At 70.0% G+C, this 13683-nt stretch carries 14 protein-coding genes; 6 read left to right on the forward strand and 8 right to left on the reverse strand.

All coding sequences use genetic code 11. The features are described 5' to 3' along the window. Window positions 1-37: 37 nt before the first annotated feature. The 7 genes from ACTVZO_RS04515 to ACTVZO_RS04545 all read right to left on the reverse strand — a co-directional run bounded on the left by ACTVZO_RS04515 (window position 38) and on the right by ACTVZO_RS04545 (window position 7518). On the reverse strand, window positions 38-958 hold the full coding sequence (locus ACTVZO_RS04515) for an IS3 family transposase (protein ID WP_443297102.1): 921 nt from the start codon (window positions 956-958) through the stop codon (window positions 38-40). After that, window positions 955-1239 carry a transposase gene (locus tag ACTVZO_RS04520; protein ID WP_443297103.1) on the reverse strand — a complete coding sequence of 95 codons (285 nt, stop codon included), beginning with the start codon at window positions 1237-1239 and terminating at the stop codon, window positions 955-957. Before ACTVZO_RS04520 ends, ACTVZO_RS04515 begins: the two co-directional genes overlap by 4 nt. Continuing rightward, window positions 1226-2812 (reverse strand): GAF domain-containing protein, encoded by a 1587-nt coding sequence (locus tag ACTVZO_RS04525; protein ID WP_443297104.1) that lies wholly within the window; start codon window positions 2810-2812, stop codon window positions 1226-1228. Before ACTVZO_RS04525 ends, ACTVZO_RS04520 begins: the two co-directional genes overlap by 14 nt. Window positions 2813-2891: 79 nt before the next feature. Beyond that, window positions 2892-3167, reverse strand: a complete 276-nt coding sequence (locus ACTVZO_RS04530; protein ID WP_443297105.1) for a DUF1918 domain-containing protein — start codon at window positions 3165-3167, stop codon at window positions 2892-2894. Between the two features lie 2 nt (window positions 3168-3169). After that, window positions 3170-5746 (reverse strand): cation-translocating P-type ATPase, encoded by a 2577-nt coding sequence (locus ACTVZO_RS04535; protein WP_443297106.1) that lies wholly within the window; start codon window positions 5744-5746, stop codon window positions 3170-3172. A 6-nt stretch (window positions 5747-5752) separates the two neighbouring features. Further along, the gene (locus ACTVZO_RS04540; protein WP_443297107.1) at window positions 5753-6613 is read right to left on the reverse strand and encodes a universal stress protein; all 861 of its coding nucleotides are present in this window, start codon (window positions 6611-6613) and stop codon (window positions 5753-5755) included. Continuing rightward, on the reverse strand, window positions 6610-7518 hold the full coding sequence (locus ACTVZO_RS04545) for a universal stress protein (RefSeq protein ID WP_443297108.1): 909 nt from the start codon (window positions 7516-7518) through the stop codon (window positions 6610-6612). The genes ACTVZO_RS04540 and ACTVZO_RS04545 overlap by 4 nt, the downstream gene beginning before the upstream one ends. A 251-nt stretch (window positions 7519-7769) precedes the next feature. On the opposite strand from ACTVZO_RS04545, the gene ACTVZO_RS04550 reads away from it, so the two are divergent. The 6 genes from ACTVZO_RS04550 (at window position 7770) to ACTVZO_RS04575 (ending at window position 12859) form a co-directional block, all read left to right on the forward strand. Continuing rightward, entirely contained in the window at window positions 7770-8435 is a 666-nt protein-coding gene (locus ACTVZO_RS04550; protein ID WP_443297109.1) for a CBS domain-containing protein, read from the forward strand. A gap of 33 nt (window positions 8436-8468) precedes the next feature. Continuing rightward, window positions 8469-9338: a universal stress protein gene (locus ACTVZO_RS04555; protein WP_443297110.1), complete on the forward strand. Its 870-nt coding sequence runs from the start codon at window positions 8469-8471 to the stop codon at window positions 9336-9338. 270 nt (window positions 9339-9608) lie between these two features. After that, window positions 9609-10241 carry a CBS domain-containing protein gene (locus tag ACTVZO_RS04560; protein ID WP_443297111.1) on the forward strand — a complete coding sequence of 211 codons (633 nt, stop codon included), beginning with the start codon at window positions 9609-9611 and terminating at the stop codon, window positions 10239-10241. Window positions 10242-10254: 13 nt separating this feature from the next. Next, entirely contained in the window at window positions 10255-10929 is a 675-nt protein-coding gene (locus ACTVZO_RS04565; RefSeq protein ID WP_443297112.1) for a CBS domain-containing protein, read from the forward strand. Between the two features lie 34 nt (window positions 10930-10963). After that, entirely contained in the window at window positions 10964-11842 is an 879-nt protein-coding gene (locus tag ACTVZO_RS04570; protein WP_443297113.1) for a universal stress protein, read from the forward strand. A gap of 24 nt (window positions 11843-11866) precedes the next feature. Next, complete coding sequence (locus ACTVZO_RS04575; RefSeq protein ID WP_443297114.1) at window positions 11867-12859, forward strand: Acg family FMN-binding oxidoreductase; 993 nt, start codon at window positions 11867-11869, stop codon at window positions 12857-12859. A gap of 12 nt (window positions 12860-12871) precedes the next feature. On the opposite strand, the gene ppk2 is transcribed toward ACTVZO_RS04575, so the two are convergent. Next, a complete protein-coding gene (ppk2, locus tag ACTVZO_RS04580; RefSeq protein WP_443297115.1) occupies window positions 12872-13675 on the reverse strand; it encodes a polyphosphate kinase 2 in 804 nt (267 codons plus the stop codon). Window positions 13676-13683: the final 8 nt, after the last annotated feature.

A 13683-nucleotide genomic window follows, 5' to 3' on the forward strand; every position in this document is an offset into this window, starting at 1 on the left:
TGAGGGTGAGGTTCCCCCGCTGTGCGGGAGTGGTTGACTAGCTGGTCAGGGCGGGTTGACGTGGTTTCAGGTTCACTTGTTCGGTGGCTGCCTGGTTGGCGTAGTGCTTCTCCTCGAACTCGATGGGGCTGAGGTAGCCGAGTCGTTCCTGGATGCGGTGGGGGTTGTAGAAGCCGTCGATGTAGTTGAAGAGTGCGAGGTTCGCCTCGGCACGTGTGGCGAAGACGCGGCCGCGGACGCACTCGGTCTTGACAAGCATCCACAGATTCTCGGCGAGGGCGTTGTCATACGAGTCGCCGACGGAGCCCATGGAGGCTTGGATCCCGGCTCTGAGCAGGCGTGTTGTGAGCTTCACGGACGTGTATTGGCAGCCGTGGTCGGCGTGGTGAATGAGTTCGCCGGTGATGGGCTCGCGGGAGGCGAGGGCGTACTCAAGCGTGGTCAGGACCAGGTCGGCGTCGGCGCGGGCGGAGGTTTCCCAGGCGACGACGCGGCGGGAGAAGGCGTCGCGGATCGCGGAGAGCCACAGCGGGCCCTCCAGTGTGGCGATCATGGTCAGGTCGGTGACCCACAGCCGGTTCGGCCCGGTCGCGGTGAAGTCGCGCCCGACCAGGTCCGGGGCGAGCTCGGCGTTCGGGTCGCGGCGGGTGAAGCCCTTGGCCTTGCGGGGACTGAGGCCCTGGAGGCCGGCCTGGCGCATGAGCCGTTCGACGCGTTTGCGGCCGACTCGGGTGCCCTCGCGCCGCAGGACGGCGTGGACGCGCGGTGAGCCGTAGATCCCGCCGGAGGCGTCGTGGACCTGGCGGATACGGTCCGTCAGCTCGATGTCCCGGCGGCGCCGCTCGCACGGCTCCTTCTCCGCCCGGCGCCAACGGTAGTAGGTGGAAGAGGGGAGGGAGAGTTCCCGGAGTACGGGCTCGACCCCCAGGTGTGGGTGCTCGTCGAGGAGTCCTGTCACCTGGGCCGGGTCGGGTCGAGCTGCGCCGCGAAAAAAGCCGACGCCGTCCGCAGAACCTCATTCGCCCGCTTGAGCTGGACATTCTCCTTCCGCAAGGCCGCCAGTTCCTCACGCTCCGCGGTGGTGAGCAGGTCTCCCCGTTCGCCGGCGTCGGCCTCGGCCTGACGGATCCAGTTCCGCAGAGCCTCGTGATGCACACCGAGATCCTCGGCCATACGACGGATCACCGGCTTCGGCTCCGCGGCGCGATACATCCGCACCGCACGCTCACGCAACTCCAACGGATACTTCCTCGGTGCGGACATCGTCCGGGTTCCTCTCATGAGACCCATCTGACCCCCTGTCACCCATCCCCGCATCTCGGGGGAACCTCAGGGCTTCCCCCACCACGGCCAGGACCTCGTCCGCGACGGGGGACGGTACGTCGGTGTCGATCAGACCCTCCATTCTGAGGGCCGGCGCGAAGCCGAGGGCTGCGGCCGCCCCGTCCAGGGCCTGAACGGCGCGGGAGCGCAGCTTGGACGCCTCCCCGGGGGTTTCGTGCTCGCGGAGTCCGAAGATGGTCGATCGGATGATCTTGATGGTGGCGTCGAGGTCGTCCACGGCGCGGGCGAGGCGTTCGGACGCCTGGGGATGGTCGACGAAGCGCTGGGCGCTCTGGAGGGTCATGCCGGTGGCGAAGAGGCGCTGGATGGCCAGGTCGTGCAGGTCGCGAGCGATGCGGTCGTGGTCCTCCAGCAGGCTCATCTGCTCGGTGTCGCGGCGCCGGTCGGCGAGCTCCAACGCGAGGGCGGCCTGGCCCGCGAACCCCGGGAGCGGGGCGACCTCCGTAGTGGCGAACACGGGGCGACCGTGCCGCCGGGCGAGCATCAGGACGCCGCTGAGCTTTTCCTTGGTGCCAACGGTGACGGCCACGGCCGGGCCGAAGCCCGTCCACCGCTCGGGTTGCACAGTGACGCGCTCGTCGGTCGCCACGTTGGGAACCGTGATGAGGCCGTTGCGTGCCAGTGCGGCCTCGGCGAGAGTGCCCTGGGTGCTGGGCAGGACGATCCCGCGGTGCGCCTCGGCTCCCTCCCCGAGCGCGAGGGAGCCTCGCAGTTCACCGGCGGAGCCGAGCAGGTAGAAAACGACCATGTCGGCGCCGGTGATGTCCTTGGCCCGTTCCAGCATGCCCTCGAGGACCTCCTCCTCGGGCGCTCCTGAGAGCAGGGCGCTGGTGATGTCGGAGCTGGCCTCCAGCCAGCGCTCACGCAGCCGGACCTCCTCGAAGAGCCGGGCGTTCTCGATGGCGATGCCGGCCGCGACGGCGAGGGTGGACAGGACCGCCTCGTCCTCGGCATCGAACTCGGCTCCGCCGCGCTTCTCGGTCAGGTAGAGGTTGCCGAAGACGTCCTCGCGGACCCGGATCGGGACACCGAGGAAGGAGTGCATCGGCGGGTGGTGGTCCGGGAACCCGTACGAGGCGGGGTGCTCAGACAGCTCCGACAGTCGCAGCGGTTCGGGGTGGCGGATCAGCTCGCCGAGGATGCCGTGGCCGGAGGGCAGGTCTCCGATCTGTGCGCGGAGGCTGTCGCTGATGCCGACGGGCAGGAACTCGGCCAGCTTCTTGTCGTTCCCGATGACTCCGAGGGCCCCGTACTCGGCGTCCACGAGCACCGCGGCGGCCTCGACGATGCCTTGTAGGACCTGCGGCAGGTCCAGCTCCCGGCCCACGGACATGACGGCTTCGAGCAGACCGTTCAGCCGGTCCCGCGTGCCTCTGACCTCGTCGATCCGTACCTGCAGCTCGTCCAGCAGTTCGTCGAGCCGCAGTCGAGGAACACCGCTGCCGGTGGGCTGTTCCCCTGTGCTCATGCCCGCCTCCGGCCGGAAGTGATGGCGAGAAGGCCACCACTTCCACGGTATCCCCGGCCGGAGGGCCCGGCCTTCCCACTCAGTGGGAGGCCGTTGCGCTGTTCGGCCTCTCCTCGTACCGCGTCCTGCCGTCGTCGTGCAGGTGCCGGACGTGGGCGTCCGGGCCGGGGAAGAACACGCTGGTACGGCCGGTGTCGGACCAGCGCACGTCGTACGGCGGGGTTCCGTCGTCATGGTGCAGGGCGATGACTTCGCCGTCACGGCCGGGCTTTCCGATGGTGGGGCCGCCGACGACGATCTGGTCGCCCACCATGGCGTGGATCCCATGGCCGTCGGCAGGTGAATAGGCGTTCATGGTCATGCCCTTCTGTGGAATGCGCTGCGCAGGAGCCGGGCCGTGACGAATGCTGCGAGGGCTGCCGCCGTGGCGAGCCCCGCGCCGGCCCAGCCGACCGGCTGGGTGTCCAGCAGCGACTGCAGAGCGGGAACGTGCAGGGCAGCCATCGCCAGGAGGGCGGAGGCCGCCACGGAGGCCGGGAGGAAGAGGTTCTGGCGGGTGAACAACCGAGCCCTCAACCCCAGAGCCACGCCCAGTTGGGCCCCGAGCAGAGACAGGAAGAGCACGCTCTGCCAGGGCAGGCCCATGGCGCGCGCGCCCATGCCGGCGATCAGGCTCAACGCCGTCACGGCCACGGCGAGGACGAGCAGGCGCTGCCACACTCCTGCGGCCAGGATGTGCTGCCCGGGCGGCCGGGGCGGGCGCCGCATGGCTTCCGGTGCGGCGGGTTCCGCGCCCATGGCCACGCCGGTCAGGCCGTGGGTGAGGAGGTTGATCCACAGGATCTGCCCCGCCCGCAGCGGCAGGGCCAGGCCGAGCAGGGGACCTGCCAGCATCACGAGGATCTCGGCGGCTCCGCCGGCCATGGCGTAGACGAGGAAGCGTCGGATGTTGTCGTAGACGCGGCGGCCTTCCTGGACAGCCGTGATCACGGTGGAGAGCTCGTCGTCGGTGAGGACGAGGTCGGCGGCCTGGCGGGCCACCTCCGTGCCGCGGGCGCCCATGGCGACGCCGATGTCGGCCTGGCGTAGGGCTGGGCCGTCGTTGACGCCGTCCCCGGTCATGGCGGTCACTGCGCCGCGGGCCCGCCAGGCGTGGACGATGTCGAGCTTCTGCTGGGGATCGGTCCGGGCGAAGACCCGGACCGCGGTCAGGTCGGTGTCCGGTGCTGCGGCCAGCTCGGGGCCGGTGACCACTGCATCGGCCGGCCCGTCCTCTACGAGGCCGATGCGTACGGCGATGGCGTGGGCCGTCGCGGGGTGGTCGCCGGTGATCATGATCGGGGTGATGCCGGCGGCGCGGCAGGCGGCCAAGGTGGCCGCGGCCGCCGCTTTCGGCGGATCGCTGATGGCGATCAGGCCGAGAAGGCCCAGTCCGCATTCCGCCTCGGTGGCGGGCGGATTCCACTGGAGCCGTTCGGTGCCTGCCACCGCCAGGACCCTGAATCCGTGCGAGGCCAGCTCGGCTGCCCGTCGGCGGGCCTGGTCCAGGATCTCGGGCGGCTCGGCGAGCACCGTAGGAGCCAGGACGGCCTCGGGCGCCCCTTTGAGGCAGACCAGAACGTTGCCGTCCGGCAGGTGGTGGAGGGTGGTCATCCGTTTGCGCAGGCTGTCAAAGGGGGCTTCTCCGATCCGGGGGCAGTCCCGGTGCAGCTCGGCAGGGTCGGGGCAGCCGGCCTTGGCAGCGGCTGCCAGCAGTGCGGCCTCCATGGGATCGCCCACGGCCGTCCACATGTCGGATCCGCTCTGGGGCGGTTTCAGGCTTGCGTCGTTGCACAGTGCCGCCGTGGTGAGGAGCTCCTGTAGTGGGCGGAGCTGCTCGGGTGTCAGGGAGCGTCCGGAACGGGTCAGGGCTCCGTGGGGTTCGTATCCGCTGCCGGACACGTCGGCGGCTCCGGACGGCGTCCACACGTGCTGGACGACCATGCGGCCCTCGGTGAGGGTGCCGGTCTTGTCCGTGGCCAGCACGCTCACCGAGCCGAGTGTCTCGACCGCCGGCAGGCGCCGGATCAGAGCACCCCGGGCCGCCATGCGGCGGGCCCCGAGGGCGAGGGCGAGGGTGACCACGGCGGGCAGGGATTCGGGCACCGCGGCGACGGCCAGGCTGATGGCGGTGACCGCCATCGTGCTCACGCCGAGACCGCGTACGAGGCCCAGGGCGAAGAACAGCACGCACAGGGCGAGGGTGACGGCAGCCAGAACGCGGCCGAGGGAAGCGAGGCGGCGCTGGAGCGGGGTCGGCTCGTGTTCCCCGCCGAGGAGCGCCGCGATCCGGCCGAGGGCGCTGGAGGATCCGGTGGCCGTGGCGGTCGCGGTACCCCGACCGCGCACCACGACGGTGCCGGCGCCGACCGTGTCACCGGCAGTTTTGGCGACGGGTTCCGATTCGCCGGTGAGCATGGACTCGTCCAGCAGGATCGCCGACGCCTCGGTGAGGTCTGCATCCGCGGCGACGATGTCTCCCTCGCCCAGGAGCAGGCTGTCACCGGGCACCACCAGCGCTGCCGGCACCTCGTGGGCGGAACCGTCGCGCCGCACTCGGGCGTGCGGGGCCGAGAGCGCGGAGAGGGCGGCGACCGCGTGGTCCGCCCGGACCTCCTGGGCCACTCCCACGGTCGTGTTGAAGAGGACCACCAGACCGATGACGACGGCGTCCGGGTGGTCACCGATCGCGATGGTCAGCAGGGCGGCACCGAGCAGCACCATGATCAGCGGATCGCGCAACTGCGCCAGCACCCGACGGTGCAGGGGTGTCGGCCGCGGCGGGGCCACCTCGTTGCGCCCGTACCGGGCGAGTCGGCTTTCGGCTTCGGACTGCGTCAGCCCCGCCGGCTCCGAGGAGCCGACGGACGGCATGTCGATCGCGCGGCTGGTCATGGCGGGTCAGCCGGTGGGGACGGTGATCACCGGGCAGTGCGCACGGTGCAGCAGGCCGTGGACCACGGATCCGATCCTCATGCCGGTGTATCCGCCGCGGCCGCGGCGGCCCACGACGACGGCCAGCGCGTGTTCGGCGGCGCGGGCCAGTTCCTCGACCGGGTGGCCGGTGAGGACCTCATGCGTCACATGGACGTCCGGGTACTTCTCCGACAGGCCGGCGGTGGCTTCGGAGAGCAAGGTGCGCTGGGCCTGCAGCGCCACCTCCTCGTCGTCGAGCATGATGAGCGACGGCTGCCACACGCAGGCGACCCGCAGCGCTGCCCCCCGAAGGTCGGCCTCGTCGAAGGCGAAGGCCAGCGCGGCAGTGGCGGACGCGCTGCCGTCGATTCCCGCGACGACGTAGGGCGGCTGCTGGCTGATGTGCTCGGCGTCGCCCACGACGACGACGGGGCAATGGGCCTGAGCCGTGATGGGGACCACGAGCGAGCCGGCACTGAAGAACTCGGCGGTGCGGCTCAGGTGCCGGGATCCGAGGACGATCATGCGGGCTTCTCTCGCTGAGGCGCCCAGGACCGGGACGGGGAAGCCGCCGAGCAGATCGCCGGTGACGCTCACTTCCGGGTGGCGGTCACGCACCCAGTTGCACGCCTGTTCGAGCCTGTCTGAGCCGGCCTGCCGCAGGGCCGTCTGGCCGGGGGTGTCATCGACGTGATGGGTGTCGTGCTGGGGCGGTACCGCGAGAACCAGGCGCAGCGGGAGCCTGCGCCGTTGTGCCTCGTCCGCAGCCCAGGCCAGGGCAAGGTGCCAGTCCCTGACCGGGTCGATGCCCACGACGATGTGGCTTCCTGCGGGGTGGATGGTCATGACTGGCTCCCGAAGTCACTGCCGGTCCGGGGAATGAGGAGGACGGGGCAGTGGGCGTGGTGCAGCAGGCTGTGCGTGGCCTTGCTCAGGTTGGGGGCGAGTCCGAGGGACCCTGGGACCCGGCGCCCGCCCATGACGAGCAGGTCGGCGTGCCGGGACGCCTCGACCAGGACACCGGCCACGGAGATGCTCTTCTCCGCATCGGCCTGAACCTCCAGGTCCGGGAACTCACCGCGGACCACGTCCGCGACGGCCCGCAGGGTCTCTGCGTGCCCGCCTGCGATCTCGTCCACGCCGTCGAGCATGCTGACCACCTCACCGACGGACTGGAGCACGTTCCACACGTGCAGCAGCCGCAAGGAGGCCTTGTGCAGCTCGGCTTCCTTGGCGGCGTACCGGGCGATCAGGAGGTCGTGCTCATCGCGGATCGCCGCGAGGACCGTGCCGGTCTCATCGGCCCCGTCGATGCCGCGGACGACGATGACGGGCGTCATGGCGATGGCCGCGGTGCCCAGCCCGACCGACCCGAGCATGAGGGAGTTGAAACCGCCCAGGCCGCGGTTGCCCACCACGACCGTGCCGTGGAGCCCGCCGGCCCGGTGCAGGGTGTCCACGGCGCCCGCACGGCTGAATTCGGTGGTCACGGTCAGCCCGGGGTACTCGGCCGACACAGCCTTCGCCGTATCGTCCAGGAGTGCCCGGCCGTTGACGCGGACCCGTTCGATGGTCTCCGCCGACAGGTACAAGGCCCTGCCGTCGGTGTCGGCGCCGTAGACGATGTGCAGGGGACGGTCACGGCGGACGGCTTCCTTGGCCGCCCACAGGGCGGCGAAGCGCGCCGATTCCGAGCCGTCCACGCCGACCGTGACCGAGCTGGTGTCCGGGGTGCGGAACGTACTTTCCACGATTCCTCCCAACCGAGAAGCCAATGAGGGACACCCCTCACGCTGGCAGCGTCGACGCTCTGGGAAGAGGGCCGCCCGGGGCCGCAGATGGGACCAAAGGTCCCCAACGTCGCGACCCGGCACCCCGGACCCCTAAGGGCCCCTGAACGGGGCCGTTCGGCCCTCGCTCACCAGCGGTCACCGGTGGATGGTGGGGGCACACCCCACACCGGACATCAGCCTCGCGTGACACGGCGGAGCAGGAGGGCCTCATGAAGCATCTCAAGGTGGCGGACCTGATGACCGACGAGGTCGTCTCCGTGGCCCCGGGTACCGCCTTCAAGGACGTCGCGAAGCTCCTCGCCCAGTACGACGTCTCCGGAGTCCCTGTCCTGGACGACGAGGATCGTGTGATGGGCGTCGTTTCGCAGACCGACCTACTCGCCCACACGGTGTCGGGCTCCCATTCCGCCGGGCAGAGCAGCACGGCAGCTGGGCCGCCGTGCGCGGGCGGGGTGATGTCCGCGCCCGCGGTCACCGTCCATGCCGAAGAGACAGCGGCTGACGCCGCGCGGCTGATGACCCGCCGGAGCATCGAACGCCTCCCCGTCGTGGACGTGGAGGACCGGCTCGTCGGCATCGTCACCCGCCGGGACCTGCTGCGCGTGTTCCTGCGCCCGGACTCCGAGATACGCCGGCGTGTCACCGACGACGTCCTCACGGACGTGCTCGGTGTGCCAGCCGGTGACGTCGACGTTCACGTGGTGGACGGCATCGTCACCCTGGACGGCCAGGTCGAGCGCCGGAGTCAGCTCCCCGCACTTCTCAGCCTCGTCGAACGGCTCGACGGGGTCGTCGCGGTGGCATCTCGTGTCACCGCCCGCACCGACGACACGGCAACCCACGCGGACCATGCCCGGCACGCAATGCCGTGGTGATGAGCGCCGGACCGCACGAAGGGAGTCAGAGCCATGAAGAACCACGTGACCGTCGGAGTCGACGGCTCCGAGGAGAGCCGGGCAGCAGCACGCTGGGCCGCGCGGGAAGCCATCCTGAGGCAGGTGCCCCTGCGTCTCGTGCACGCCGTTGACTGGCCCCTGGACCCGGTGTTCCCCGGTGTGGGCCGCCAGGACGTAGATCGCTGGGCGGATCAGGCCCTGACCGAAGCCGCTCAGGAGCTGCACGGGCGCCACCCGCAGCTGGAGATCACGACACGCTGCCTGACAGCACGGCCGGCCGCCGCCCTCGCGGCCGAGGCCGCCGACGCCGGGCTGCTGGTTCTGGGATCGCGCGGGCTGGGCGGCCTGGTCGGATTCATCGTCGGCTCGGTGGCGATGTCCACAGTGGTCGGGACCGACACGCCGGTCGTGCTCGTTCGCGTCGCCGACGACCCGGACGGCCCGGGCACCGGATTCGCAGCCGAGGTCGTCGTGGGGGTCGACGTTCACGAGGCCTGCGACCGGGTACTCGCCTTCGCCTTCGAAGAGGCGGCCCGGCGCAACTGCCCGCTGCGGGCTGTCCACGGCTGGAAGATGCCGGCCGCCTACAGCTACGTCCCCTTCTTCGACCCGGACAACGAACGGGACATCGGCAGGAGCGTCACACACATGGTGGACGACATGCTGCTGCCCTGGCAGCACAAGTTCCCCGACGTGAACGTCAGCCAGAACGTCTTCATGGGATCGGCGGGCGGACATCTCGTCCGTGCCTCGCAGGGCGCGGGACTCGTCGTTGTGGGACGCCATGTACGCCGCTCTCCCCTCGGCGCACACCTGGGCTCGGCCGCCCACGCGGTCCTGCACCACGCAGCAGCCCCCGTGGCCGTCATCGCCCACGACTGAAGGACCGAAAACCGGTGAACGGCCGTGCGAGCACACAGCAAGGGCGGAAAGAGTCCGCCCGCTTCTCGCGGATCCCGATTGTGCGGTGCACGGCGCTCGGCCGCTTCTCCGCATCCTCGCAAGGACCCTTTCCGCACTTCCATGGAACCACCCCGAGGCGGAGCCCACCAGAGCCGGCCGGACCTCCTCGGGCCCCGGACAGCCCTACCCGCGGACGGGTCGCCGTTCAGACCATCACGAGTAGCTGTCGTTGCATCGAGGAGGAAGACCATGAAGCACCTGCGCAACGTCGAGGACGTCATGACACACGCCGTGATCTCCGTCGACGAAGGAACCGCGTTCAAGGACATCGTGGAAGCGCTGCGGATGTGGAAAGTTAGCGCGCTCCCCGTCCTGGCCCGGGACGGACAGGTGGTCGGCGTCGTCTCCGAAGCCGACCTGCTGCTCAAGCCCCAAGGCACCGACACGGCCCACGACACCACTGCCGAGCAGCTGATGACCCGCCCGGCCGTGACCGTGACGAAGGACGCCACCATCCCCACCGCGGCGCGTCTGATGGCCCGCGGGCACCTCAAGCGCCTTCCCGTGGTCGACGCCGACGGCCGCCTCGTCGGCGTCGTCAGCCGCGGCGACCTGCTCAAGGTCTTCCTGCGCCCGGACGAGGACATCGGCACCGAGATCCGCGAACTGATCATGTACCAGCTGCTCCCGCAGGTTCCCGGTGAGGCGCATGTCCACGCGCACGGTCCTGTCGAGGTGCACGTCCACGTCGCCAACGGCATCGCCTACCTCAACGGGTCTCTGCCGGACCCCGCGATGGAAGACGTCGTCGTACGCGCCGCCGGCACCGTACCGGGCGTCGTCGACGTCAAGGCGGACTTCACCGTCCTCCTCTCCGCATGAGGGCATCACCGCCATGAGGCACCGCAGTGTCGCGGACCTGATGACGCACACCGCCGTCACCGTCCGGCGCACGACCGCGTTCAAGGAGATAGCCAGGCTGCTGAAGGAGTTCGACATCACCGCCTTGCCCGTGATCGACGAAACCGGGCATCCGGTCGGCGTCGTCTCCGAAGCCGACCTTCTCCGCCGGCGGCCCGCAGGTGGTGCGGCAACAGCCCAGGAACTGATGACGAGCCCGACTGTCACAGCCCGGCCCGAGTGGAGCGTGGTCCGCGCGGCCCGCATCATGCAGCGGCACCGGGTCAAGCGGCTGCCGGTGGTCGACGAGGAAGGCCGCCTGGTCGGAATCCTCAGTCGCAGCGATCTGATCCAGCTCTTCCTCCGCCACGATCACGCGATACAGGAAGAGATCCTCGAGGACGTCCTCACCCGGACACTCCACCTCGCGCCTTCGGCCATCACCGCCGAAGTCGACGACGGCCTGGTGACGCTCAGTGGCACCGTGCCGCAGCCGGGACTGCTGCCCGTCGTGGTCCGCCTCTGCCAGAGCGTCGACGGGGTCGTCGACGTCGACAACAGACTCACCTGCGCTGAGGTCATACAGAGCCGACCGGGCGAGGAGGGGCCGAACGGTCCCCGGTTGGGCCGCTCGGACCTTCCCAAGGGCACGGCAAGCGGAAGAGGCTGAGAGAAGCCGACCATTCGACCCCGGGAGGAACACCATGTCGAACCTGATCACGGTAGGTCTGGACGGGTCGAGCGCCGGCAGCGCCGCAGCCGACTGGGCCGCCCATGAGGCCGAACTACGCGGCGCGGATCTGGAACTCATCCACGCGGAGGACTGGGCACAGTACGGGCCCTTCGCCGCGCCGCCCCCCGAACCGCGTCCTCAGTGGGCCGAGGACCTCCTTTCGCTCACCCGGGACCGGCTGCTGCGCGAACACGGCACGCTCGACATCAGCACCCACTGCGCCAAAGGCCTCGCGGCCTCCAAGGCCCTCGCCTCGGCCGCAGCAGATGCGGACCTGCTCGTCCTCGGCTCACGCGGTCTCGGCACCGTCGCAGGGTTCATCGTGGGCTCGACCGGATCGGCGACGATCCCCGAGACCGAGACGCCCGTCGTCCTCGTGCGCTCGATCGACGGCGAAGACCGTCCGCCCGGGCACGCGGACGATGCCGGGCCGGTGGTGCTCGGAGTGGACGTGCGCAGCAACTGCGACCGGCTACTCGCCTTCGCCTGCGAGGAAGCGGACCGGCGGGCCTGCCCCCTCGTCGTCGTACACGGCTGGTCGCTTCCGCCGATCTTCTCCTACGCTCCCGCCCTCGATCCCGGCGTCGCGAAGGAGATGGCCGACGGACTCGAGACCATGCTCCGCGAGCTGCTGAGCCCCTGGGAGCAGAAGTACCCGCAACTCGCCGTCGACGCACGCATCGTCATCGGCCAGCCCGCCATCCAGATCCTGGACGCCGCATCCGACGCGGCACTCGTCGTGGTCGGCCGGCGCATCCGCCGTCCGGCACTCGGTGCCCGCATCGGTCCCATCACCCACGCGGTGATGCACCACGCCACCTCACCGGTCGCCGTCGTGGCGCACGACTGAGGCCGCACAGACAGGACCAGTCCCGTGACCGCACCACACCTCGACCCCGACACCGTCATCCAGCTCGTCGGCGACGCCGTCACCGCCCCGTCCATGCACAACGCCCAGCCGTGGAAGTTCGTATTCCATGTCGGCACGGGTGCACTTTCCCTGTACGGCGATCCGGAACGCGCCATGACCCGAACCGACCCGGTTCACCGCAGCCTCCACCTCGGTTGCGCTGCGGCCCTGTTCAACCTGCGCGTGTCCGCCGCCTGGATCGGTCTCCCGGTCCGCGTGCAGCTCTTGCCCGACGACGCCGAACCATGGCTGCTTGCCACGGTGACCATCGACGAAACTGCGGGCGCGGACCGCGAGCTGGCCTCCCTGCACGACGCCATCCCGCGTCGGCACACCAGCCGGTACCCCTTCAGCGAGGAGCCGGTACCGACCGCGCTCCTGGACGGTCTGTGGGCTGCTGCCCACCTGGAAGGCTGCATGCTGACCGTCCCGGACACTTGGCACGTCGACACCGTGCTCGGGCTGGTACGGGACGCAGAACATCGCGAGGAGATCGATCCGCTTGCCCAAGAGGAAACCGCGGCCTGGACCTCCCACACGCAGGATGCTGCGGGCACGCGTAGTGATGGCATTCCCGCCGCCGCATTCGGACCGAAGGGTTCTGGCGGCCGCACCCCTGTACGCGACTTCGGCTGGGCCAACCCGATACCGGATCGCGGGTGGGCCGTGTTCGAGAAGCGGCCGCAACTGGCTCTGCTGAGCACCTCGGAGGACACGAGGGCAGACTGGCTGCGCGCCGGCCAGGCAATGGAGCGGGTCCTTCTGCAGGCCACTGCCGACGGCCTCGCCACGTCGATGACGTCCCATCCCCTGGAATGGCCGGAGTTGCGCTGGACGACCCGCGACCCCGTCGCGGCCATGGGACACGTGCAGATGGTCTTCCGCCTCGGCTACGGCCCTGCAGGCCCCGACACGCCGCGCCGCCCGTTGACCGAGGTCCTGGAAATCCGGGAGTAGACCGACAGGCGCCTACTGCGGTTCAGCCTTCCCGAGGGTGGCGGCATGGTCGGGTACGGCGGTCTGCAACTCCTTGGACGGACGCTCGTAGCCCGTTGAGCGGGGCCTCGGCGGCAAGGTCAGCGAGGGTACGGCCACGTCCGCGTAGGGAACCGAGGACAGCAGGTGGGCCATCATGTTGATCCGCGCGCTGCGCTTGTCGTCGCTCTCGACCACGAACCATCTGGCATCCGGCGTGTCCGTGTGGACGAGCATCTCGTCCTTGGCCCTCGAGTACGCCTCCCAGCGCGTCAGGGATTCCAGGTCCATCGGGGAGAGCTTCCACCGGCGCAACGGGTCCTTCGCACGGGCGCGAAACCGCTCCTCCTGCACTGCATCGCTGACGGAGAACCAGTACTTGCGGAGCAGGATCCCGTCCTCCACCAGCATCCGCTCGAAGACCGGACACTGCCGCAGGAAGAGCTGGTGTTCCGCGGGCGTACAGAAGCCCATGACGTGCTCGACCCCGGCCCGGTTGTACCAGCTGCGGTCGAACAGGACGATCTCGCCGGCGGCGGGCAGATGCTCGACGTACCGCTGGAAGTACCACTGGGTACGCTCCCGCTCCGTCGGCGTGGGCAGCGCCGCGATGCGTGCGACACGGGGATTGAGGTGCTCGGCAACGCGCTTGATCGTGCCCCCCTTGCCCGCGGCGTCACGCCCCTCGAAGACGACGACCAAGCGGGCGCCTTCCGCGCGCGTCCACTCCTGGAGCTTGACCAGCTCCGTCTGGAGCCGCAGCAGTTCTCTCTCGTAGACCGCCTTCTTGAGGCCCATGGCCGTCT

It is taken from the genome of Streptomyces sp. IBSNAI002 (genome assembly GCF_052244475.1).
In the GTDB taxonomy this organism is placed as follows: domain Bacteria; phylum Actinomycetota; class Actinomycetes; order Streptomycetales; family Streptomycetaceae; genus Streptomyces.

Bases quoted from the DNA above. Each gene is read 5' to 3' on its own strand.
- ACTVZO_RS04555 (WP_443297110.1), top strand. From the start codon at position 8,469: ATGAAGAACCACGTGACCGTCGGAGTCGACGGCTCCGAGGAGAGCCGG.
- ACTVZO_RS04525 (WP_443297104.1), bottom strand. From the start codon at position 2,812: ATGAGCACAGGGGAACAGCCCACCGGCAGCGGTGTTCCTCGACTGCGG.
- ACTVZO_RS04530 (WP_443297105.1), bottom strand. From the start codon at position 3,167: ATGAACGCCTATTCACCTGCCGACGGCCATGGGATCCACGCCATGGTG.
- ACTVZO_RS04560 (WP_443297111.1), top strand. From the start codon at position 9,609: ATGAAGCACCTGCGCAACGTCGAGGACGTCATGACACACGCCGTGATC.
- ACTVZO_RS04540 (WP_443297107.1), bottom strand. From the start codon at position 6,613: ATGACCATCCACCCCGCAGGAAGCCACATCGTCGTGGGCATCGACCCG.
- ppk2 (WP_443297115.1), bottom strand. From the start codon at position 13,675: ATGGGCCTCAAGAAGGCGGTCTACGAGAGAGAACTGCTGCGGCTCCAG.
- ACTVZO_RS04550 (WP_443297109.1), top strand. From the start codon at position 7,770: ATGAAGCATCTCAAGGTGGCGGACCTGATGACCGACGAGGTCGTCTCC.
- ACTVZO_RS04535 (WP_443297106.1), bottom strand. From the start codon at position 5,746: ATGACCAGCCGCGCGATCGACATGCCGTCCGTCGGCTCCTCGGAGCCG.
- ACTVZO_RS04570 (WP_443297113.1), top strand. From the start codon at position 10,964: ATGTCGAACCTGATCACGGTAGGTCTGGACGGGTCGAGCGCCGGCAGC.
- ACTVZO_RS04565 (WP_443297112.1), top strand. From the start codon at position 10,255: ATGAGGCACCGCAGTGTCGCGGACCTGATGACGCACACCGCCGTCACC.